The sequence below is a fragment of the Pirellulales bacterium genome (assembly GCA_036499395.1).
Lineage (GTDB): Bacteria > Planctomycetota > Planctomycetia > Pirellulales > JACPPG01 > JACPPG01.
In genome coordinates this window covers 69,450-89,339 of sequence record DASYDW010000010.1, presented here as the reverse complement: position 1 = coordinate 89,339, position 19,890 = coordinate 69,450, and the positions used below count along the sequence as shown (strand labels likewise).

The window sequence follows — 19,890 nt, the reverse complement described above, 5'->3', positions numbered from 1 at the left end:
TGGTAGCGCTGAGCCGGTGACTGCCCACCAAGCTCTGGTCGCGTCAGACCGCGCCTTGCAAAAGCTCTCGCGCCGCTGCGATGGCGGACTCTCGGCCGGCGACGGCCAGCACGTCCCCCTCGGCCAATCGCTCATGCCCGGATGGCACCGGCACCACGAGTTCGCCGCGCCGAATCGCCAGCACGGTGGCCCCCGTCACGCCCCGCAGATCGATATCCGCTAGCGTCTTGCCAACCACGGGGCTGGTGGCGGCCAGTCGGACGGGAATTGGCGAGCCCAACCCAGCCAGCACGCGATCCACATCTTCGCTGCGCGTCGTGTCGGCGACGGCTTGCGCGTTTTGCGTCTCTTGCACCAAAGCCTCGGCCAGGGCCTGTGCCACGGCCCGGGTATGCCCCTGGAAGTTTGTTGCTTGCCGCCACAGCCTGAAGGCCAAAAGCACCAGCAACAACAAGAGAACCACCGCGCCCTGCAGTCGGGGCAAGAAGGGTTGCGTTATCGCCACGACCGGCAATCCGACTAGAACGACAATCGCCATTTGCAGCGTCACGACCAGCATCCGCCGCGAGGCGTCAGCCATGTCGACCTTCCCCTGGCCAGATGCGGGAAAGGCGCGCATCGCCAGATCGAAGCCGAGCGCTCGGGACATGCGCATCATGCCCAGCCAGAACGGCGCCGAGAGAGCCGCTGCGCCGGCGATCACCATCAGGGCCGCCACGCGCGGTGCGATGTTGAACGATTGCTCGAGATAGTCGGAAAACTCGCCCAACTCGATCGAGGCACCGATCACGATCGCGGTAAAGACCGCCGCATCAGCGACCAGCCAGCGTGCGAGCCGCTGGACGCGCGACGTCTCCTTGGCCGCGCTCGTGGCGCGCAACTTTTCGAACCATGATCCGTATAGCGCCGCGAAAGTTTGCAGCCGGTGCGGCAGTTTGCGATCCACCGCGGCCGCCGTCGACGCGGCCGAGCGAATCAACGCAGGAGTCAGCATCGTCGTCAACGCCGAGACAGCCACGGCAATCGAATACAGCACGTGATCCGTGGCCTGGGTCGTAATCCCGATCCCGGCGATGATGAAAGAGAATTCCCCGATTTGCGCCAGGCTCATGCCCGACTTGAGCGAGGTCTGAATGCTTTGTCCCGTTAGAAACGCGCTGAGCGTCACGGCGACCACCTTGCCAACGACCACGGCAGCGAAGAACACGGTCACCGCCACCCAATGCGCCGCGATATCGGCCGGATCGATCAGCATGCCGACCGACACGAAGAACACCGCGGCAAGCACGTCACGCACCGGCTGAACGAGGTGTTCAATGGTCCGCTCGACTCCGGATTCCGAAACCAGGCTGCCCGCCAGAAATGCGCCCAGTGCCACCGAATAGCCAAACGTCGACGCCAACAGTGAGAAGCCGAACGCCAGCCCCACCGCGGCCACGACCGTGGTCTCGCGGCGCTGCAAACGGACGATCGCGCGCATCGCACGGGGCACGGTTAATAGTCCAACTACTGTCAGCACGAGCAGAAACAGCGCCAGCCGGCCTCCCTGCACGGCCAATTCAATTGGCCCCAGGCTCTTCCCGGACGATAGCGCCGTAAGGATGGCGATCAACAGAATCGCGATCATGTCTTCGACGATCAGGACGCCAAAGACGATTTGCGTAAAGTCTCCCTTGATGCGCTGCTCTTCGAACGCCTTGACGATGATTGTGGTACTGGAAATCGAAATCACGGCGCCAGCGTACAGGCTTGCCAGCCAGCTCCAGCCGAACGCCTGACCGATCAGATAGCCCAGCCAGATCATCAGGCTGCATTGCACGATCGCTACGAATCCGGCCGTGGCACCCACCCGCGCGAGCTTGCGCAAGCTGAACTCGATACCCAGCGAAAACATCAGCAAGATCACGCCCAACTCGGCCAAGGCGCTAACGATGTGGCTATCAGCCACCAGCGGCACGGGGATGTGCGGCCCCACGACCATGCCGGCCAGCATGTAGCCCAGGATCACGGGCTGGCGCAGCCACTGGAAAACGACGGTGGTGACCGCCGCTACACAGAGAACCAGTGTCAGCGTTTGAAGGAATTCTTGGGCTTCGTGCATCAGGCGATTCGACTTGAGAACTCACGGCGCCTGGCTGGCGTTCGGATCCAAAAAGCATACTACGCGCGGCAGCGCGGGCGAGCGACGGCGAACTCACCTCTGGCACCCCGGCCGGCATGAGTCAACCAGCTTCGCTCGTGTGCCGCAAGAGACATCGAGCGATGACGGCCCGCAGTAGTTCGCCTTTGCTCGACAAAAAGCTTGGCGCGGCAGGGAATCGTGCGCGCCGAGGGCCCACATTCGAGCCTGTCAAAGTCGGACTGTCAAACGCCGGCGCTGGATTCGGCGCGGGCCAGCAGCGCCGCGACTTCGGTGTACAGATGGCGCGGAATGGGCTCCTGCGCCTCAACGCTGTCGAAAAGTGCCTGGGCAAGCTGTGGACGGCTTACGATGTTCAACCCCCGTTGCCTGGCCGTGGCCGCGAGCCGCTCGCCGCGCACGCCGGACTCTTTCGCAACAACAATCGGTGCGGCCATCGTGTCCGCGTCGTACTGGATCGCGACGGCGCGCCCCTCGGCATCGGTCACGACCAGATCGGCCGCGCCAGGATTGCCGGCACCGGCAGATTTGGCGAACTGTTGCCGCAGCGCCCGGCGACGATTGGCCATTTGCGGATCGCCGTTCAGATTGCGCAGCTCGGCACGCATCTCTTGCGGCGTCATGCGCAGATCGCGCTCATGTCGTAAGCGCTGGTACGCGTAGTCCAACCCGGCAATCGCGAACAACGCTATACCGATCTTTAGACCGGTCCAGATAATCAGCTCGGTCATGAATTGGGCCAGCTCCGGCAAAGGCAACTGACCGCAATTGAAAATCTTGCCTCCCTGACCTGCCAGGCTGTACCAGGCGACTCCCGCGACAACGACCAGTTTCAGCAGGCCAAACCCCAACCGTGTCACGTTGGCCCAGGAAAACAATCGCCCGATCCCTTTCAAGGGATCGATGCGCGAGACGTCCGGCAGGGCTTTGCCTGGCAGAAATATCCATCCCACTTGAACTACATTGCCCACGATCGCCAGCAGCATCATCAACGCCAGAATGGGCAACAGTGCCACGGCAAGCGAGGTCATCAGCCCTTGCCAGACGCGTGTTACGAAGGAAACATCGGCGGCCAGCCATGGTTCGCCACCCAGTTGTCGGACCATCAGATGGCCCAAAAAATCAACCAAAGGCCGGCCCAGCCAAAGTAAAACACCGATCGCGCCGCACAATAAAATCGCCGAGCCGACATCCTGGCTGCGCGCCACCTGCCCCTGCTCGCGCGCCTGCTGGCGGCGATGCGGCGTGGGGTCGAGCGACTTATCGTCATCCAACTCAGCCATGCAGTTACCCGCTCACGAAGCGGTCAATGGTTTCCCGAGACAGCCGCTGATGACGGGCCTACGGCGTCCAGCAATCGTGAGATCGCTGGTTGAAATTCGTCTTCGAACAGATAGGCGGCGCTGCCCAACGATATCGCGAGTGCCCCGAACGCGACGAGCGCGTTCAGCCCGAACCCCAGCGACATGACGTTTAATTGCGTCATCGTCCGACTCAGTAAGCCCAGAATGATAGTCGCCAGCAAGAGCGCGACAATCGCCGGCACGGCAACCCTAATTCCCAGGGAGAAACCTTCGGTCATTATCGAGACGAGCGTGTGGCTTACTTCCGCGGGCAGATGTCCCCCTCCCGGCGGAAGGGCCCGAAACGATTCGAGTAGTCCGGCCAGCAGCCAACGATGACCGCCGATCAATAAATACACGGCCACGCTGAACAGACCGAGCAATTGCGAGAACAGTGGCACCGTGGCGCCCAGGTTCGGATCGAACACTTCGGCCAGCGATAAACCGCTGAGCTGCGCGATCAGCTGCCCGGCCAATTGTGCGCCACCCACCAGGATCGCGGTTCCCAACCCGAGCGCTAGTCCCAGCAATAACTCAACCGCTAGCGCCAGCACCCAGTCGATCGACGTCGTGGGCGCTGCGATTGCAATGTGAGTTTGCGTTGGCGCGATCAATAAGGCTAGCGCGAAGCCCATCACCCCGCGCACGTTTTTTGGAACCGCCAGCGCCGAAAACATGGGGGCCGTGATGACCAGGCCACCCACGCGGGCCAGCACCAGCGTGAACAGGTACAGATGCGTCGTCAGGAGTTCAGCAATTGCGGGCATGAATCGTTTGACGATTGAAGGACGAGCGCGGATCGGCACTCACAACGAAGCCGGAATATTCTCGACCAGATCGCGAAAATATTCGACCATCCGCGACACCACCCACGGCATGCTCACCGTGACCACGGTGAGCGCCGCGACGAGCTTGGGAACAAACGACAGCGTTTGCTCTTGAATCTGCGTGACCGCCTGCAGTAGCCCCACGACCAGTCCGACCCCCATGCCCACGATCAATACCGGCGCACTGACGATGAGCGTCATCATGATCGCTTCGCGAACCAGGTCGATTGCGGTTTGAGGATCCATCCGTGATTCCCGCTTCAATAATTCGCTAGCGGCGATGCAAATTGCTGGGCAGCCTATCGCCTGGGCGATCTTGCCAAGGCGACGATCGCTTCCTGACCGCTACCCATAAGCCTGAAAGCTGGACAGCAGCATTTCGACAACCAGGTGCCAGCCATCCACCAGCACGAACAACATCAACTTGAACGGCAGCGAGATCAGTACCGGCGGCAGCATCATCATGCCCATCGACACCAGCACGCTCGAGATCACCATATCGAGAATCAGAAAGGGCAGGTAGATCTGAAAGCCAATCAAGAATGCAGTCTTCAACTCGCTGAGCATGAACGCGGGCAGAATCGCCGTGATCGGCACGTCCTCGTAGTATTGGTAGTCATGCGCAGCCGTGTTCGGCAGATAGTCCAGGAACAGTCGGACGTCGTCGCCGTTGCCGGTCTTTTCGATCTGCATGGTCATGAAACGCCGGACCGGTTTGCTGCCGGCGTTCCACGCTTCTTCCAAATTGATCTGTCGGCTGGTGTAAGGAACCACGGCCTGGTCGTAAACATCCTTCCAGACAGGCGCCATTACCAGCAATGTCAAGAATAACGATATCGACGTCATTACTTGATTGGGCGGTAACTGCTGCGCTCCGATCGCCTGCCGCAGCAAGCTGAGCACGACGACGATTCGTACGAAACACGTCGTCATCAATAGCACCGCCGGTGCCAAGCTCATCACTGACATGACGAGCATCACCTGGATCGTGGAACTCAATCCTTCGGGGCTCGTCCATTCCTCGGGTCCGGCCAGCAAACTGGCAGGCAGTTGTAAACTGCCCGGAGCATTGGCCCCTTCCTCGGCGAGAACCGCGCGTGCTGAGAATGCACAAGCCACGGCGACGACCGCCAGCAGCCACGGCCGCGCAGCACACCAGCCACGGTGCGTTGTTTTGACGAAGCGTTCATGGCTTCCGAATGGATCAGCCATCGCTCCCCTCCGCGCTCTTTAGAATCGTCCCACCGAGGGAGCGTGTCTTTGTCGTAGTCGAAGCCAACGGGCCAGGTGGAAGCGAAGTGGGTGCGCGAAACTGCTGAAACACATCGCGGAAGCTGGGCGCCGCACTACGCGCGGTGGACTTGCGGCACAGCGAGGTCAGGCGCTCGACTTCGGCCGAGTCTGTCACCTCGGCCAAGGTTTCGGCTCCGTTCGGGGTCACGCTCAGCAGTAGCAATCGTCCGCCCAGCCGGAGCAGTTGCACATGCTGCCGATGCCCCAGGGTGGCCTGGCCCAACACGTCGACCACTTCGTTGGGGAGGCGCTGTTGTTGCGTTTTCGGCATGCCGCGGCGCATCGCCCAAACGACGACAGCAAATAGCCCCAGGACGAGGGCCAGGCTGGCGATGGTCGATAGCAGATGTTTTGATTCGCGCGGCGCGGTCAAATTGGCGCGACGGTCCCCCTCGCTCGAAAGCCGAGTTTTTTCCTCGGCTGGTGGCTGCGCGGGACGCGCCGCCGGTTGCGCACGCTGGGCGTCTGGATGTGGAACGCTCGTAAACGCCCGATCGGCCGGTAAAGTCGCCGTGTGCGTTGCCTGCTTGACGGGCCGACGTGGATCCGCGGACATCGGTGCGACATTGTCTGCTGGCGGCGCCGCCATCAGCGAAGATGTCGCGAGAACAACCCAGCCAAGAACGACGAAAACGGCAAGCCGTTGGCAGTAGATCTCACGGCGTTTTGACGTGCGGACATTCATGAATTCAATTCGACTTCGCAATCTCATAATTACGCGGCGTCCGCCACCGAATCTTGGATTGCCAGTGCCGTGATGCGTACGCAAAAATCGCCGTCAATCACCACGACTTCGCCGCGTGCGACGACCGTGCCATGGGCGACGACGTCGACCGGTTCATTGAGCGCCTTGTCGAGCGATACGACCGAACCGCGTCGTAGCTCGGCCAGGTCATCGCCGCACACCTGGGTGCGGCCCAGTTCGATCCTTAACTCCAACTCGCTCGCTTCCGCCATTGCCGCGCCGGCCCCCGATGATGCCGCATTGCTCTCGGCAAAATCGCGAAACGCGAATCGCTCGGCGCGCTGCGCAGGTGTTGCCGGCGGTGGCTCGATAGCTGCAATCGCGTGCTCGGTTTCGGCAAGCAGTTGATCGATCGTCGGACCGCGCTCGGACGAAACGCGTGCAGCGTGGGCAGCTTGTCCGTGCGGTAGAGGGTTCGCGGCGGTCATGCCGAACAACATCCTTCGTTATGGCGACGCTACGGAATGGCTCGTGCTGGCGCCGACGTGCGCGCGTCAACATGGAAGCGCAATGCAAGACCGCTAGCAGTCGTTGCGGGCAGCGGGCGGGTAGTTGTCCCGCAATTCATGGCTTCGATCAAGGCCAACCACGCGGCCGCAACGCCGATCGAGAGCGTCTGTCGACACTCACGTGAAAGTGCCCCTTACCGTTAGCCGCCTGGAACGATAGCTGCTAGCACATGCAGGAAAGACAGCCCGATAAACTTAGACTTCGCGCAGCGAAACGGGGGCACGTGCCGCAACCTCGTCCAACTCGCGTTGTTCGCGGCGGCGCTGGTCGGCGGCAAACGCCTCTTGCTGCTGCTCGCGCAGCTTCTCCAAGGAGCGAACATCCCGGTCCGCGGTCAAGAGTTCCTGGCGTTTGAGCGTGATTTTCGCGTCCAGTTCGATTGCTGCTTGTTCTACTTGCTTACGGTCGGCGCGGAGGATCATCGCATATCGATCGACATCCAGCCGATGCGCGAGGTCAATCGCCCCATTCCAATTGGCCAGTTCCGCGGAAAGCACGTGCAGTTCGCCGTCGAGTTCCGCCAGCCGATCTTGCAACGATTGCTCGCTCGCAAGCAGCCCGGCCATTTCCTGCCGGCGCTGGTCGCGCTGGGCTGCGCGTACTTGTAAGACCGACTGCAGACGAAATACGAAGTTCGGCATACTGCCATCCCGCCGCCGCCGTCAGTGCACCACGACACACGTGAGTCGCGGCAACTTGTAAACCTATTGCCGGGCCTGCGAATCCTTGCCGGTTGCTTGAGCGCGCTCAAGCGCCGCTCGCCACAAGGCAATCAATGCCTCGCGTGATTCGTCGGCCGTGCAAGGATCATCGACGGCCTGGCGCAGAAAGTGCTGAATCGGTTCCAGCATGTCGATCGCCGCATCGACCGTGCGATTGCTGCCGCGCCGGTAGGCGCCGATCGAGATCAAATCTTCATGGTCGCGGTAGGCTGCCAACAGTTCGCGCACAAACTGCGCCGCTTGCCGATGCTCAGCCGTCGTAATCTCGGACATCAATCGGCTCAGGCTCGCCAATACATCGACAGCGGGAAACTGGCCGCGGCTGGCCAGCTTTCGCGACAACCAGGTATGGCCATCGAGCAATCCCCGCAGGGTGTCGCTGATCGGTTCATTGGGATCATCGGCTTCGACCAGTACCGAATAAAAAGCCGTGATCCCGCCCTGCGGGCTCAACCCGGCCCGTTCGACCAGCTTCGGTAGTGCCGCAAAAACCGAGGGCGGATATCCGCGCGTCGCCGGCGGTTCGCCTGCTGCTAGACCGATTTCGCGCTGCGCCAGCGCGAAGCGAGTCAGCGAATCGACCAGCAGCAACACCTGCGCGCCGGTGTCTCGAAAGTGTTCCGCGATCGCCGTCGCGACGTGCGCGGCGCGCGTCCGCAGCGGTGCAGGCTCGTCGCTGGTTGCCACGACGACCACGCTTCTCGCCAGGCCGGCGGCTTGTAAGTCGCGCTCGATGAACTCGTTGACTTCGCGGCCGCGTTCGCCAATCAGCGCGATCACGTTGACGTCGGCCGTGGAGTTGCGCGCCATCATGCCCAACAGCACGCTCTTTCCGACTCCGGCGCCGGCGAAGATTCCCATTCGCTGCCCTTGGCCGCAGGTCAGCAGCGCGTCGATCGCGCGGACGCCGGTTTGCAAAGGCCGACTGATCCGCGGACGCGTGACCGCGCCCGGCGCCTGGCCGTCGAGGGGGACGCGATCCGTCAGGGCCGGCGCGGCCCGGCCATCGATCGGCATGCCGTGCGCGTTGACGACACGTCCCAGCAATCCCCGGCCGACGCGCAGCCAGTTGCGCGTCTGACGCAAGCGAACCGTGCTCCCATGATGAACGCCTTGCAGATCTCCCAGAGGAGCCACGAGCGTCAGATCATCACGAAATCCGATCACCTCGGCCGTCACAGGCGGACCACCGGTACGCTCGATTTCGACCGTTGCGCCCAGCGGCGCCCGGAATCCCGTCACCGCGGCGGCGGTACCGATGCTACGCACCAGCCGGCCTGTCATGGCCGTGGGAATGATCTCGGCGAGTTGTTCGTGCATGTCGCGCATTAATGCTGCCGATTGCAAGAGTCGGTTAAGTCAATTCCTCGGCAATGCGCGCCAGTTGCGCTTCGAATTGCTGATCGATCGCGCCGTGCTCGGTTTCCACGCGACAGCCACCGCGACTGATCGAGGCATCCGCTATCAACCGGACCGGCGTCATCGCGGAATGCTCGTCGAGCACTTTCTGAATTTCCCCCGCCAAGGCACCGACATCCGCGGGATTCATTAGCAGCCGCATCTGTGTTGAACCGGTGGCCAGTTGCAGCGCCTCGCGCACCAGTGCCAAGGGAATGTCTGGCTGAGCAGAAAGCTCGCGGCGAATCAGTCGCCGCGCGATGGCGGCTGCCAGTTTTACAAGCTCCTGCTCCCAACGCGCTTGCCACTCGCACTGCGTACGCTCGATCGCATCACGGGCGTCGGTCAGAGCGCCTCGGATCAGATCAAATCGCTGCCCGACCCGTTCTTCGACTAGTCGTTCGAGTTCTTCCACCGCCGCTTGCTGCGCGTCGGCAAATGCCTGGTCGCGCAACTGGACCACCTGCTCTTCGGCCTCGGCCAGAATGCGTGCCGCCTCGGCACGTGCCTGGGACACGCAGGCCGCGGCTTGGGCCGTCACATCGTCGAAGTTGAAGTGGGTTGCCTGCCCGCGGTCAATGGCTCGGATGATCTTCGACATGACTGCGGCCGCCTGGAGTTTTGCGCTTCGTTATTTGGTTTGACGAGCGAGGAATGATGACGACGAACGATCGCATGGCGACATATTAATTGGCAACGCTCAGCGGCAGTGGCGAGGCCACGGCTTGCCCATCGTGCAACAGCCTTTCGGCGATCCGCGCCAATTCACTCTGCGCTCTTTCGATATCAGCCAGCCAAGTCAGCCCCAGTGTATTGATTGAGCGGTTAAGCTCTCTTGCCTGGTTTGCTGGCAACTGCCGGGCAATGCGCTCGGCGAACGATTCCGTCGCGCCGGCCAGCGCCAAAACCAGCGTTTGCGGCTGCGCCGCGTCCAACAACGCGGCCAGTCCGTCGTCGTCAAGATACTCCAGATCTTCGAAGGCCAGTCGTGGCACGCTGAGCGCCTGAGCCGCCGTCGCGTCGTATCGGGCCAGGCTCGCCAGTAGCTTCTTCCGCATCTCTGGCGCCGCCACTTGCACGATGCTGGTCACTTGCGCTAGACCAGATGCGTTGCGGCTCACCGTGCCGAATTGTTGTTTGAAACGGCCGCGCAGTTCTTGCTCGATTTCGCCGATCAGTTCCGGATCCGCCACGTCGAGACTGATCCAGCGACTAAGTACTTCGCAACGCAGAGCATCGGGCAATGACGCCAGTACCTCCAGCGCGCGCGCTTCGGACAAACGCGATATGACCAGCGCAATCGTTTGCGGACGTTCGACGGCCAGCAGCTGCGCGAGTCGTTCCGACGGCGCGTCTTCCAAAAAGGGGCGTGTGTTGGGCGAGTTTGTTTGCCTGATCGCAGCGACGTCCGGCAACGGCTCGTAGCGCAGCACGTCGAGCGCGTCGGCCGCTTCGGAAAGTACCAACTCGACGTCCGCGGCCTCTTCCGCGATCTGCGGCGCCGCGTCGCCCCCCATGAATTGCGAAATTACGGCCAACTCCTCGGCCGCATCGACGTCCGATAATTCCATCATCACCCGGCGCACTTCGGCCGCGTCCTCGGCGGACATTTGCTCGAGCAGCCGATCCGCGCTCGCCGTGTCCAAGGTGGCCACGAGAATCGCCGCGCGTCGCAGTAGGTCGGACGGAGTCGTCATGGAGAGTTCGCGCTTCCGATCCAGGTTCGCAGAATGTTTGCCGCCGCCGCCGGATCCTCGCGCACAAGATCAGCCACTTCGTCGCGGACCGACCGGCCCGAGGCCAGCCGCTGTTCCATTTCAGCACGAAAGCGGGCTGATGGCGAAGGCACCTGTGGCCGTTGTTCGACTTCGTTAGCAGGGCTCTCGGACGTACCCTTCGCTAAAGTGGACGACGCCACGCGGATCGTCGAGCGCAGGGTCAGTAGTCCAACGAGCGCGATTCCCAACGTGGCCAGGGTCTTCCAGGAGCTGGAGAACCACGCGAGCGCCGACAAGGCAAATGGTTGTTCAGGCGCCTCGGTCGCGGGGATCGACAGAAACGGCGTCACAGTTACCGCCGAACTCGCCCCGGCGCTGGGGTCGGAAGGGGGAATCAAACCGGCCACGTGCTGACGAATGCGCGAAATCTCGTCGGCCTGAACCTGTGCCAATTCGCCCACCGGTATTTCAGATCCTGCCGCGCCGACGGTGTTCGGGTGGTATTGCCGGTAGACCATTTCGAAATAGCTGGTCGGCACGCCGACCGAGATCGAAACCCGCTTGGGCGTCAAACCGGCCATCTCGGTTCGTGTTTGATTCTGTGACGGTACCAGGTTCTCGGATCGGACCGGTGTCTCGAGCGTGGTCGGCGACAGCGGCGCCTGAATGTGCAAATTCGCGGGTTGGTTCGCCGAGCCTTGCGTTGCGATCAGTAGGCGGCCTTGCGCATCGCGTCGTTCGATCTCGACGCGATTCTCTTCGCGACGCAACTCACGATCGAGTTCTACGTCCGCGCTGACGGTGATGCCAGGCACATAGCCGAGCGCTCGGCGGACCGTCTCTTCGTAATCGGCCTGATACTTGCGCTTCAGATCGCGATACAGGTCGTCGCCAGGGCCGTTCGCGGCATGTCCGCCGAAGACGACATGATTCATGGTGTCGGCAACCGTGACATCATGCGGAGACATCAGCAAGGCGGCCGCCACGGTGCGTTGAAAGAACGCGGCGCGATCCTCTTTCAGTATCTCGCCTGCCTGCAGCTTTAGGAAAACGACCGCCGTGGCGATCCGATCACGGCGCAGGCCGCGCGGTTCTTCCTTATCGAAGTCGACATCGGCGCTTTCCACGCCGTGCATACTGCGCAGCATCAGGGCCAGACCCTTTTTCTTGGCGATGCGGGCCTGATCCAATTGTTGCGGTCGTGACGTGAACCAATTGCTTTTGTCCGAGGCCTCGGCAAAGACGTCGGTCAGCGTTTGCGGTAAGGCGTTTCCTTCGGCCAGCGCCGCCAGATAGGCCGCTTGCTTGGCACGGGGAACACGGATGTGATTTCCGTCAACCACGAAATCGTTGAGCTTCGCCTTGCCGAGCGCTCCTTGCATGCCCGTGATCTCTGCGGGGGCCAGTTCCTGGTCACCGAGCAGGTAAATGGTGTCGCCATGGAACTCGCGGCGGCCTAGATAGGCAAAGCTGGCCAGCACTAGGATTGCCGTTAGCGCAGCCACCAGGCGAGCTCGGGGCGTCATGGCGCGCACCAGCTCTAAGAACTGTCCGTAGATTCGATTGACGAGATCCATTCCTACTTCCTTCGGCTGCGATGAACCGAAGTCACCCTGATACGTTCCGCTCGACCCAGTGCGTCTGACCGACGCCGAAGTGAAAGTCGAAAGCGCTGTCTATTTCCAATGTTCGATTGTCAAAAGGGGCTTTAACCGTGACGACGAATTTGATTTGCTAAGGTCGGCGGCAGTTGCGTGTCGCGTTTGGTATTTATCGCGGTCGCTGTCAACATCGAAGCCGGCGGCGTGGCCATATACAGCCTGGGAATCATGCGGCGGCCTCCATCGCGCGGCGTGGAATGCGCAAGGTAACCGCGGCGCCGCCTTCGGCGCAATTCGTGGCGGTCACGGTGCCACCGTGGGCGGCCAGCAATCGCTGTACGACGGTCAGTCCCAGCCCCGCTCCGTCGTGTGTGCTGAAAAACGGTTCGAAAGCCCGATATCGCGCATCCTCTGATAGCCCCACGCCGCTATCGGCAATTTCCAGTTCGACGGCGCCTGCACCCGTGTACGAAGTGATGACCAACTCGCCCCCGGAGGGCATGGCGTCTAGCGCGTTGAGCGTGACGTTATGGACCGCCTGGCGCAGCATGTCATAGTCTGCCAGCGCCGTGGCATGCTGTGGGATATCGACCGACGTCGAAACGCCCAGCGATAACAAGCGAGGGCGCAGGTTCGTATGCACGTCCTCGACCAGGGCACGCAGATTGACGGGTCGTAGCATCGGTGGGAGCTCCGAGGTCAGGTGCAATAAATCGTCGATGCGCGCGTCGGCCGTTGCGCAACTGCGCTCGGCCTTGTGCAGTAAATCAAGCCCTTGCGGATCGTCCAGCATGCGACGTCGCAATAGATTCAGAAACAAGGAAACCGGCGCCAGGCTGCTGCGAACGCCGCGTGCCACTCGGGCGGAGGTCGTGGCGACGTCGTCGGAGCGCGCCATGCGCGGTAGCTTGTGCTGTTGCGACTCGAGCGCTGCGGTTAAACGGCGCACCTCGGCTTGCAACTGCTCTTGCACCTGTTCTGCGCGAACGGTGGCGTCATGCCAGGCGGTTAGCACGGTTTGCAAATCGGCGTCGACTCGCAACCGTGCATGTTCGTCCGATCCCATCGGTCGACTGGTTCCTTGTTCGATGAGACTTGCCTGCCCGGTGATGTGCTAGACGGGGCAGGCCGTTTCTCGCAAGACACTTCCTTGTGCTCGCGACGATCCGCGCGCTCGAGCGACCGTGAACGTGTCCGGCATTCCGATGAGAAGGCCGCCCCGAAAACGGCGGAACGAGACGTGAGAATCGGACGGCTTGTACTCGAAAAGAAGCGAAAGTGTCAATGCGGCTTGCTATCGAGAACTCGATCGCGTCGGCATCCTGGGGGGCGACACGCGCACGCAGTCATGCGCGCAAGAGAAGCGGTACGGGAGAACGAATGCAATCGCAGAGCCAGAAAAAGGCAGATAGCCGCGCCGCGTGCGTCAGCAATTCACGCGCAAACGTGGTGGAATACCGATCCGCGAACGCAGCCTATGAGATTGGGCGAAACTTAGCCTTCGCCGGCGCTGCTGCCATTGCTGCCCGACGCGCCGGTCACGATATCCATGATCCAGCGATCGACGTCAGAGAGCATCTGGGGCGAGATTTCGTGGCCGCCGGGATATTCACGCAACGTCAGGTCCATGCCGGCCGAATGCAGCAATTTCAGATTATCGCACACGATTGCGGAGGGGTAGCGCTGACTGTCACGGCCGCAGGCCAAAAACAGCGGCACGCGACGGGCCTCGGGCAAGCGTGACAACGGAGCACCACCGACCGGGAATTCGCCCGCCAAAGACAGCACCCCCGCGAACCAGCGCGGATGGGCCAAGGCCAGGCGAAGTGCCATTGTTCCACCACAATCGAAGCCGGCCAGGAAGACCCGCCGCGACGAAACGTTGAAGCGGCCCTGGATGAAGTTGATAGCGTCCAGCACGCGCTGCTCGGCGAGGGCCGTGTGCGGCTGCGATTGGGCCCAAGCGAAACCAGTGCGACCGCTGGCCGTCGAACACGTAGTCGTACCGCGGACGGCCACGCCGACGTAGTTTCGCAAGCTCACCAGCGGCATGATCCGCTTCAACTGATGTTCGTTTTCCCCCGGTCCGTGCAGCCAAACGACCAGCGGATAAGCGTAGTTCGTCTCGTAATGCACCGGGGCGAAAATCGTGACCGGCTGATCGGTCGTTGTCTTGATGGTCGAGTACGAGGCGCTCTCGACGTGTCCAGACGAGGGCGCCGCGAACGACGATGCTGATGATGCACGTGGAACGCGGAGACGATTCATCATGACGTGCCCTGCTCGATCTAAGTGTGTAGGAAGTCCACGCAACAAGTCGGCTTACGAAACCAGTCCCAAAGGCCTGTGATCACCTTTGACCGGAAACGTCCGCCATCCTGGGCCCGACAATAGGCCGGCGCGGAAGCTGCCGACCAAGATTTGAAGTGGTGTGTATGTCAGCCGGCCGAACGTAGCCCCTGGGATCGGTCGCGAGTTGCCTCTGCGTTCGAGTGACAGTCCGCGACGCGATGACCTGGCGAGGAATGAACGGCCACTGTGCCAAAACGCCGATCATGAAAAGCTCGCTCGAGATCGTTGTCGGAAGCGTCTTACCTCTACCCGCATGCTCGGTCCTCAGATGCTTCCTTGCCTGTGGCGGCCCGCGAATGAACGCGAACCACCGGCATCGGACTCTACTGCAATTCGACCCGCGATGTCAACGTTGTCAGCTCGGCACGCTCGGAAAAACCTGTCATTCGAGGCGCCGAGGAATAGCGATCGCGCGGGCGATAGCGTTGCTGTCACGGTTGCCGAAAGCAAGTACTCTGACCTTGAACGCGGAAAAATCGTTGGCCAGTCGATAACCAAAGCATCCGCCGCAGGGGCGAATGCAACGGGCGTCATCAGCCCGTCAGCTTCGCCATGGCCGCGACCAATTCCTTGACGGCGTCGATGCTCTTCTGGAAGTTCGCACGCTCCTCAGAGGTCAGGTTCAGCTCGATGATCCGCTCGACGCCGCCGCTGCCCAGGATGACCGGCACGCCGACGTAATATCCGCCGACGCCATATTCCTTCTGGCAATATGCGGCGCACGGGATCAAGCGCTTTTTGTCGCGGACGATGGCTTCGCACATTTGTGTCGTCGCAGCCGCTGGGGCGTAATAAGCGCTGCCGGTCTTCAGCAACCCGACGATCTCGGCGCCGCCGTTGCGCGTGCGGACGACGATCTCCTCCAGGCGCTTCGGATCGATCAGTTGCGTGACGGGAATGCCGCCTACCGAAGTGCAACTCGGCACGGGAACCATCGTGTCGCCGTGGCCGCCCAGCAGAAGGGCCGAGATATCTTCGACGCTGACGCCCAACTCAAGCGCCAGAAATGCGCGATAGCGCGCCGTGTCGAGCACGCCCGCCTGGCCCACGACACGCTGTGGCGGAAATCCGGTCACGGCGAAGGCCCGCTGCACCATGGCGTCCAGCGGATTGCTAACGACGACCACGATCGCGTTCGGGCTGGTGCGTTTAACTTGCTCAGCGACGCTCCCGACGATCTTGGCATTAGTCGACAGCAAATCATCGCGGCTCATGCCTGGCTTGCGCGCGATGCCGGCCGTGATCACGACAACGTCGCTATCGGCGGTGTCTGCATAATCTGAGGTGCCGGTGATTTTCGCGTCGAAACCGACGATCGGCGAGGCTTGAAACAGATCGAGCGACTTGCCGCGTGCCACACCCTCGAGATCGGGGATGTCCAGCAGCACGATATCCCCCAATTCGGCCGCGGCGCACCAATGGGCTGTCGTCGCGCCTACGTTTCCCGCCCCTACGATGCTGATCTTGGCACGACGCATGAAACTGGTCCCTCGCTGAGGAATAATCGATCTGTTTTGATGCGGAACGAAATCGGCGGACCCTCGTGAGTATCGTGTCCATGCCCCTCAAGTCAAGGGCCGCGGCGTGGCGCGCGACAGGGCCCAAAGCATGCCTCGAACGCTTCAAGCCGTAAACGAATACTCGCCAAAAATGACCATTTATCCGGGGCGGCGGGGGCTGCTCCTTGCCGTCTTATGCGTCGCGGCAGATTACCTTTTGTTCAGCCGGCTTAACGTTCGCCTTGGTCGGTGGACCGCCAATTAGTCGGTAGCCAAGCGGATTGCGCCAATCGTAACGATTTCGCCTCGGCTTGCAGTCACAGTGGCGCGGTGCAATGGTCCGCCGATGCTTGCCTCGTTCTGAACCGGCCTATAACCTGGAATGTATACGGTGTGGGCATTATCGGGCGGTCCCGGAACCCGCTCGGCCTCGGACCGTTGTACGTGGTCACGCTGCTGCGCCCCCGGGCATGGCACGCTTCGAATCGGCGTGGCCCGACGGTGCGCGTGGGGACATTGTCCAATCTGTCGTCTCCCAGCTTTCTAGCGCCCCGAGTATTGGAACTGCGCGTATGAATGTGGTTCATCGGTACTGCCGGCACCTGGGGGGGCGATGTGCCGGCGTGTTCTTGGTCGTTCTTATACTCGCCACATCTCTACGGGCGGCCGAAGATCATGAGCGTTTCCTCGAATCGCTGCGCGACCGTGGCTATTACGACGTTGCGCTCGACTATCTGGCCCGACTGCGCAGCAACCCGAAGATTCTCGACGAGTTCAAACAGCGTATTCCCTATGAAGAGGGGGTAACGTCGATCGCCGCGGCAATCGCTGAGCGAGACGTGGACCAGAAGTCGCGCCACCTGAACGTGGCCCGTGAGAAGCTCAACGAATTCGTCAAGGGGCCAGGCGATAGCTCGCTGAAAGCCGACGCGGAAAGTCAGTTGGGCAACGTCCTGGTCGAGCGCGCGAAAATGTTGCTGCAACGCGCCAACTCGCCGCGTTACGCCTCGCAAAAGACGGCGCTCACCGAAGAGGCGCGCGGCCTGTTCACTGAATCGGAAAAAATGTTCACCTCGGCTGAGCAAAAATTCGCCGAGTACTTTAAGCAGCTTCCCAAGCCAGGCGAGAAAGGGGCTAGCTCGCAGACCGAAGTCCGTGAAGAGGCGCGCACCGAATTGCGCCGTGCTCGATTGTACGCCGCGCAGGCCATCTACGAAGCGTCCAAGGCTTACCCGGCCGATTCCTCGGAACGAAAGAAGCTGCTGGACAGCGCAGCCACGAAGTTCGGTGATTTGCGCGAAAAATACCGCAGGCTACTGCTTGGGCTGATCGCGACCACTTCGCAGGGGCGTTGCTACCTGGATCTCGGCGACACGAAGCGCGCCTTGGGCGCATTCACCGAGATTCTCTCTCAGCAAGACGAAACCGAAGAGCTGCGCCGGTTGAAGACACATGCGCTGCACCTGGCGATGCAAGCCTGGACGAGCGACGCCGAAAAGAGCTACGAGACCGCGGCACAAAAGGGATCCGAGTGGCTGGCCAAGCCGGCACGCGGCACGGACACACGCGCGGCCGATTGGCTGGCGGTGCGCTATTTCACGGCTGTCGCTTTGCGAAAGCATGCTGATTTGCTTGGCAAGAAAGAGGACTCGCAAAAGAAACAGGAGTTGCGCGACGCGCGCAAGCAAGCCAAAGAGGCTGCCGCCGTGCCCGGCGAATACCAGGAGCAGGCCAAGCAGTTGTACCAGGAGTTGGCTGGCGCTGCGGACTCGGACGACAAGGCGGCCAGCAATTTCGCCGAGGCATTCGAGCAGGCCAAGGATGCCCTCAACGAGATGCAGGCCAAGCTCACGCAGATCAAGATGGCGCCGAGCGTCAATGACCAGGCGAACATCGCCACCTATGAAAAGGAAAGTCATGACGCGCGCGACAAGGCGCGCGAGATGTTCCGTCTGGCGCTCGACCTGCGCGATCGGAATACGTCCTTGGATGACGTGAACAGTGCCCGCTATTACTTGTGCTATCTGGCGTATCAAGCCGGCGACTATCTCGACGCGGCCGTGCTGGGCGAGTTCCTGGCACGCCGCCATCCAACCAGCAGCGGGGCCCGACAGGGAGCCAAGATCGCGCTGCTTTCGCACCTGCAAGCGTATAACGCGGCCGCACCTGGTGATCGCGCCAGTGAAAAGCGGCGCATGGAAAGTCTGGCCGATTTCATCACACGTCGCTTCGCCGGCGAAGCCGAGGCGGACGAGGGGTGGATGACGCTGATGATCGTCGCTACGAACGAGCACGACGTGAAGCAGGTGCTGGCCTACCTGTCCAAGATCGCTGACCAGTCACCGCGCCGCGCCGAAGCCGAATTGAAGGCCGGCCAGGGCATCTGGATTGCATCCTTGGCGGCCACCCGCCAGCCGGACGAAAGCCGCCCGCCGCAAGAAGAAATCGACAAGATGCGCGCCCAAGCGCAAGAGACGCTGGCGCGCGGTGTCGAGCGAATCGCGAAGTCGGCCGACGCGGTCGGTGTGAATTTCACAATGGCCGCCGCGGCCTTGTCGCTTTCGCAGATCTATCTCGAGACGAACCACGCCGCGGATGCGGTGAAGCTGCTGGAAGATCCGAAGATCGGCCCACTCACATTGGTGCAGACGAACAGCCCCATCGCGGCCGAAGGAACGTTCGCCATCGAGACCTGCAAAGCGGCGCTGCGGGCCTTTGTCGCCACGCAGCAGCTCGAAAAAGCCGAGAAGGTGATGAACCTGCTAGAAACCCAAGTCACCAAGGGGGGCGACGCTCAAAGTAATCAGACCCTGATCGCGATTTATCGCGCGCTGGGGCAGGAGTTGGAAAATCATGTCGCGGCGCTGCGCAAGGAAAACCGCAAGGACGAGATGCAGGCCTTATCGCGCGGCTTCGATTTGTTCTTGGATCGCATCGCCAGCAAGGCTGAGGGGAACAATTTCAACTCGCTGAACTGGGTGGCCGAAACCTACTCGCGCCTCGGGAGCGGGCACGAAGGCGAAGACGACGCGATCTCGGCCGAAGCACGCACCTATTATGAAAAGGCTGCCGCCACGGACGCGAAGATTCTGGCCTCGATCAAGGCGGACCCTCAATTCGCGAGCCCCGAGCAGTCATTGGCGGTCGAAGTGCGCATGGCGAAGAGCCAGCGTCGCGGCGGCCACTTCAAGGAAGCGATCGATCTGTTGGCCGACGTGCTGAAGAAAAAGCCCATGCTCATCGATGCTCAGCGCGAGGCGGCGTACACCTACCAGGATTGGGGAAAAGACAACCTGGCTACTTATGCCCTGGCGATCGGTGGTGGGCGCAAAGAGAAGGACGCCCGTGGGCAGGAATACAACGTCCTGTGGGGATGGACGCGTTTGGCGGCACTAACGCGCCGCGATAAGAAGTTTCAAGAAGTCTTCCACGAAGCCAGCTATAACCAGGCGAAGTGCTACCTGCTGCAAGCGCAGCAGCAAAGCGGATCGGAAAAAGCCGCCTCGCTCAAGAAGGCTGAATCAGCCGTGATGTTGATTGCGCAGTTGCACCCCGATCTGGGCGGCGGTGACTGGCCGAAGAAATACGACAAGCTGCTGCGGCGGGTTCAAAAAGAATCAGGTCAGCCCGAGACAGGCATCCCCGCACGCAAGCCCACAGATACTCCGGCCGCCAAGCCTCAAACTGACGCTGCCGCGGCGGCCAAGTAATACACGAACTACCGATTGCCCTTTGCGCTGGA

Annotated in this window: 16 protein-coding genes; 1 reads left to right on the top strand and 15 read right to left on the bottom strand. The window is 61.6% G+C overall.

Going from position 1 to position 19,890, the window contains the following annotated elements; translation table 11 throughout:
• Nucleotides 1-43: 43 nt before the first annotated feature.
• From VGN12_01710 to mdh, 15 genes are all read right to left on the bottom strand, one after another.
• Nucleotides 44-2,101 carry a cation:proton antiporter gene (locus VGN12_01710; GenBank protein HEY4308140.1) on the bottom strand — a complete coding sequence of 686 codons (2,058 nt, stop codon included), beginning with the start codon at nt 2,099-2,101 and terminating at the stop codon, nt 44-46.
• Nucleotides 2,102-2,364: 263 nt separating this feature from the next.
• The gene (locus VGN12_01705) at nt 2,365-3,423 is read right to left on the bottom strand and encodes an EscU/YscU/HrcU family type III secretion system export apparatus switch protein (protein ID HEY4308139.1); all 1,059 of its coding nucleotides are present in this window, start codon (nt 3,421-3,423) and stop codon (nt 2,365-2,367) included.
• Nucleotides 3,424-3,446: 23 nt separating this feature from the next.
• Entirely contained in the window at nt 3,447-4,250 is an 804-nt protein-coding gene (locus tag VGN12_01700; protein ID HEY4308138.1) for a flagellar biosynthetic protein FliR, read from the bottom strand.
• Nucleotides 4,251-4,289: 39 nt separating this feature from the next.
• Entirely contained in the window at nt 4,290-4,556 is a 267-nt protein-coding gene (fliQ, locus tag VGN12_01695; GenBank protein ID HEY4308137.1) for a flagellar biosynthesis protein FliQ, read from the bottom strand.
• Nucleotides 4,557-4,655: 99 nt separating this feature from the next.
• The gene (gene fliP, locus VGN12_01690) at nt 4,656-5,522 is read right to left on the bottom strand and encodes a flagellar type III secretion system pore protein FliP (protein HEY4308136.1); all 867 of its coding nucleotides are present in this window, start codon (nt 5,520-5,522) and stop codon (nt 4,656-4,658) included.
• Entirely contained in the window at nt 5,515-6,288 is a 774-nt protein-coding gene (locus VGN12_01685) for a flagellar biosynthetic protein FliO (protein HEY4308135.1), read from the bottom strand. Before VGN12_01685 ends, fliP begins: the two co-directional genes overlap by 8 nt.
• 29 nt (nt 6,289-6,317) lie before the next feature.
• The gene (locus VGN12_01680) at nt 6,318-6,776 is read right to left on the bottom strand and encodes a FliM/FliN family flagellar motor switch protein (GenBank protein HEY4308134.1); all 459 of its coding nucleotides are present in this window, start codon (nt 6,774-6,776) and stop codon (nt 6,318-6,320) included.
• 276 nt (nt 6,777-7,052) lie between these two features.
• Entirely contained in the window at nt 7,053-7,499 is a 447-nt protein-coding gene (fliJ, locus tag VGN12_01675; GenBank protein HEY4308133.1) for a flagellar export protein FliJ, read from the bottom strand.
• A gap of 63 nt (nt 7,500-7,562) precedes the next feature.
• Entirely contained in the window at nt 7,563-8,900 is a 1,338-nt protein-coding gene (locus VGN12_01670; GenBank protein HEY4308132.1) for a FliI/YscN family ATPase, read from the bottom strand.
• 34 nt (nt 8,901-8,934) lie between these two features.
• The gene (locus VGN12_01665; GenBank protein ID HEY4308131.1) at nt 8,935-9,579 is read right to left on the bottom strand and encodes a FliH/SctL family protein; all 645 of its coding nucleotides are present in this window, start codon (nt 9,577-9,579) and stop codon (nt 8,935-8,937) included.
• Nucleotides 9,580-9,664: 85 nt separating this feature from the next.
• Nucleotides 9,665-10,675 (bottom strand): FliG C-terminal domain-containing protein, encoded by a 1,011-nt coding sequence (locus VGN12_01660; protein HEY4308130.1) that lies wholly within the window; start codon nt 10,673-10,675, stop codon nt 9,665-9,667.
• A complete protein-coding gene (locus tag VGN12_01655) occupies nt 10,672-12,273 on the bottom strand; it encodes a hypothetical protein (GenBank protein ID HEY4308129.1) in 1,602 nt (533 codons plus the stop codon). Before VGN12_01655 ends, VGN12_01660 begins: the two co-directional genes overlap by 4 nt.
• A gap of 250 nt (nt 12,274-12,523) precedes the next feature.
• Complete coding sequence (locus VGN12_01650; GenBank protein ID HEY4308128.1) at nt 12,524-13,363, bottom strand: HAMP domain-containing sensor histidine kinase; 840 nt, start codon at nt 13,361-13,363, stop codon at nt 12,524-12,526.
• A 428-nt stretch (nt 13,364-13,791) separates the two neighbouring features.
• Nucleotides 13,792-14,568 carry an alpha/beta hydrolase-fold protein gene (locus VGN12_01645; protein ID HEY4308127.1) on the bottom strand — a complete coding sequence of 259 codons (777 nt, stop codon included), beginning with the start codon at nt 14,566-14,568 and terminating at the stop codon, nt 13,792-13,794.
• 614 nt (nt 14,569-15,182) lie between these two features.
• A complete protein-coding gene (gene mdh / locus VGN12_01640) occupies nt 15,183-16,127 on the bottom strand; it encodes a malate dehydrogenase (protein ID HEY4308126.1) in 945 nt (314 codons plus the stop codon).
• 593 nt (nt 16,128-16,720) lie between these two features.
• Between mdh and VGN12_01635 the strand changes: the two genes are divergently transcribed.
• Nucleotides 16,721-19,858 (top strand): hypothetical protein, encoded by a 3,138-nt coding sequence (locus VGN12_01635; protein HEY4308125.1) that lies wholly within the window; start codon nt 16,721-16,723, stop codon nt 19,856-19,858.
• Nucleotides 19,859-19,890: the final 32 nt, after the last annotated feature.

Coding starts and splice junctions, on each gene's coding strand:
- VGN12_01685 (HEY4308135.1), bottom strand. CDS start 6,288: ATGAATGTCCGCACGTCAAAACGCCGTGAGATCTACTGCCAACGGCTT.
- VGN12_01670 (HEY4308132.1), bottom strand. CDS start 8,900: ATGCACGAACAACTCGCCGAGATCATTCCCACGGCCATGACAGGCCGG.
- VGN12_01660 (HEY4308130.1), bottom strand. CDS start 10,675: ATGACGACTCCGTCCGACCTACTGCGACGCGCGGCGATTCTCGTGGCC.
- VGN12_01705 (HEY4308139.1), bottom strand. CDS start 3,423: ATGGCTGAGTTGGATGACGATAAGTCGCTCGACCCCACGCCGCATCGC.
- VGN12_01680 (HEY4308134.1), bottom strand. CDS start 6,776: ATGACCGCCGCGAACCCTCTACCGCACGGACAAGCTGCCCACGCTGCA.
- fliP (HEY4308136.1), bottom strand. CDS start 5,522: ATGGCTGATCCATTCGGAAGCCATGAACGCTTCGTCAAAACAACGCAC.
- mdh (HEY4308126.1), bottom strand. CDS start 16,127: ATGCGTCGTGCCAAGATCAGCATCGTAGGGGCGGGAAACGTAGGCGCG.
- VGN12_01655 (HEY4308129.1), bottom strand. CDS start 12,273: ATGGATCTCGTCAATCGAATCTACGGACAGTTCTTAGAGCTGGTGCGC.
- VGN12_01645 (HEY4308127.1), bottom strand. CDS start 14,568: ATGATGAATCGTCTCCGCGTTCCACGTGCATCATCAGCATCGTCGTTC.
- fliQ (HEY4308137.1), bottom strand. CDS start 4,556: ATGGATCCTCAAACCGCAATCGACCTGGTTCGCGAAGCGATCATGATG.
- VGN12_01665 (HEY4308131.1), bottom strand. CDS start 9,579: ATGTCGAAGATCATCCGAGCCATTGACCGCGGGCAGGCAACCCACTTC.
- VGN12_01700 (HEY4308138.1), bottom strand. CDS start 4,250: ATGCCCGCAATTGCTGAACTCCTGACGACGCATCTGTACCTGTTCACG.
- fliJ (HEY4308133.1), bottom strand. CDS start 7,499: ATGCCGAACTTCGTATTTCGTCTGCAGTCGGTCTTACAAGTACGCGCA.
- VGN12_01635 (HEY4308125.1), top strand. CDS start 16,721: ATGAATGTGGTTCATCGGTACTGCCGGCACCTGGGGGGGCGATGTGCC.
- VGN12_01650 (HEY4308128.1), bottom strand. CDS start 13,363: ATGGGATCGGACGAACATGCACGGTTGCGAGTCGACGCCGATTTGCAA.
- VGN12_01710 (HEY4308140.1), bottom strand. CDS start 2,101: ATGCACGAAGCCCAAGAATTCCTTCAAACGCTGACACTGGTTCTCTGT.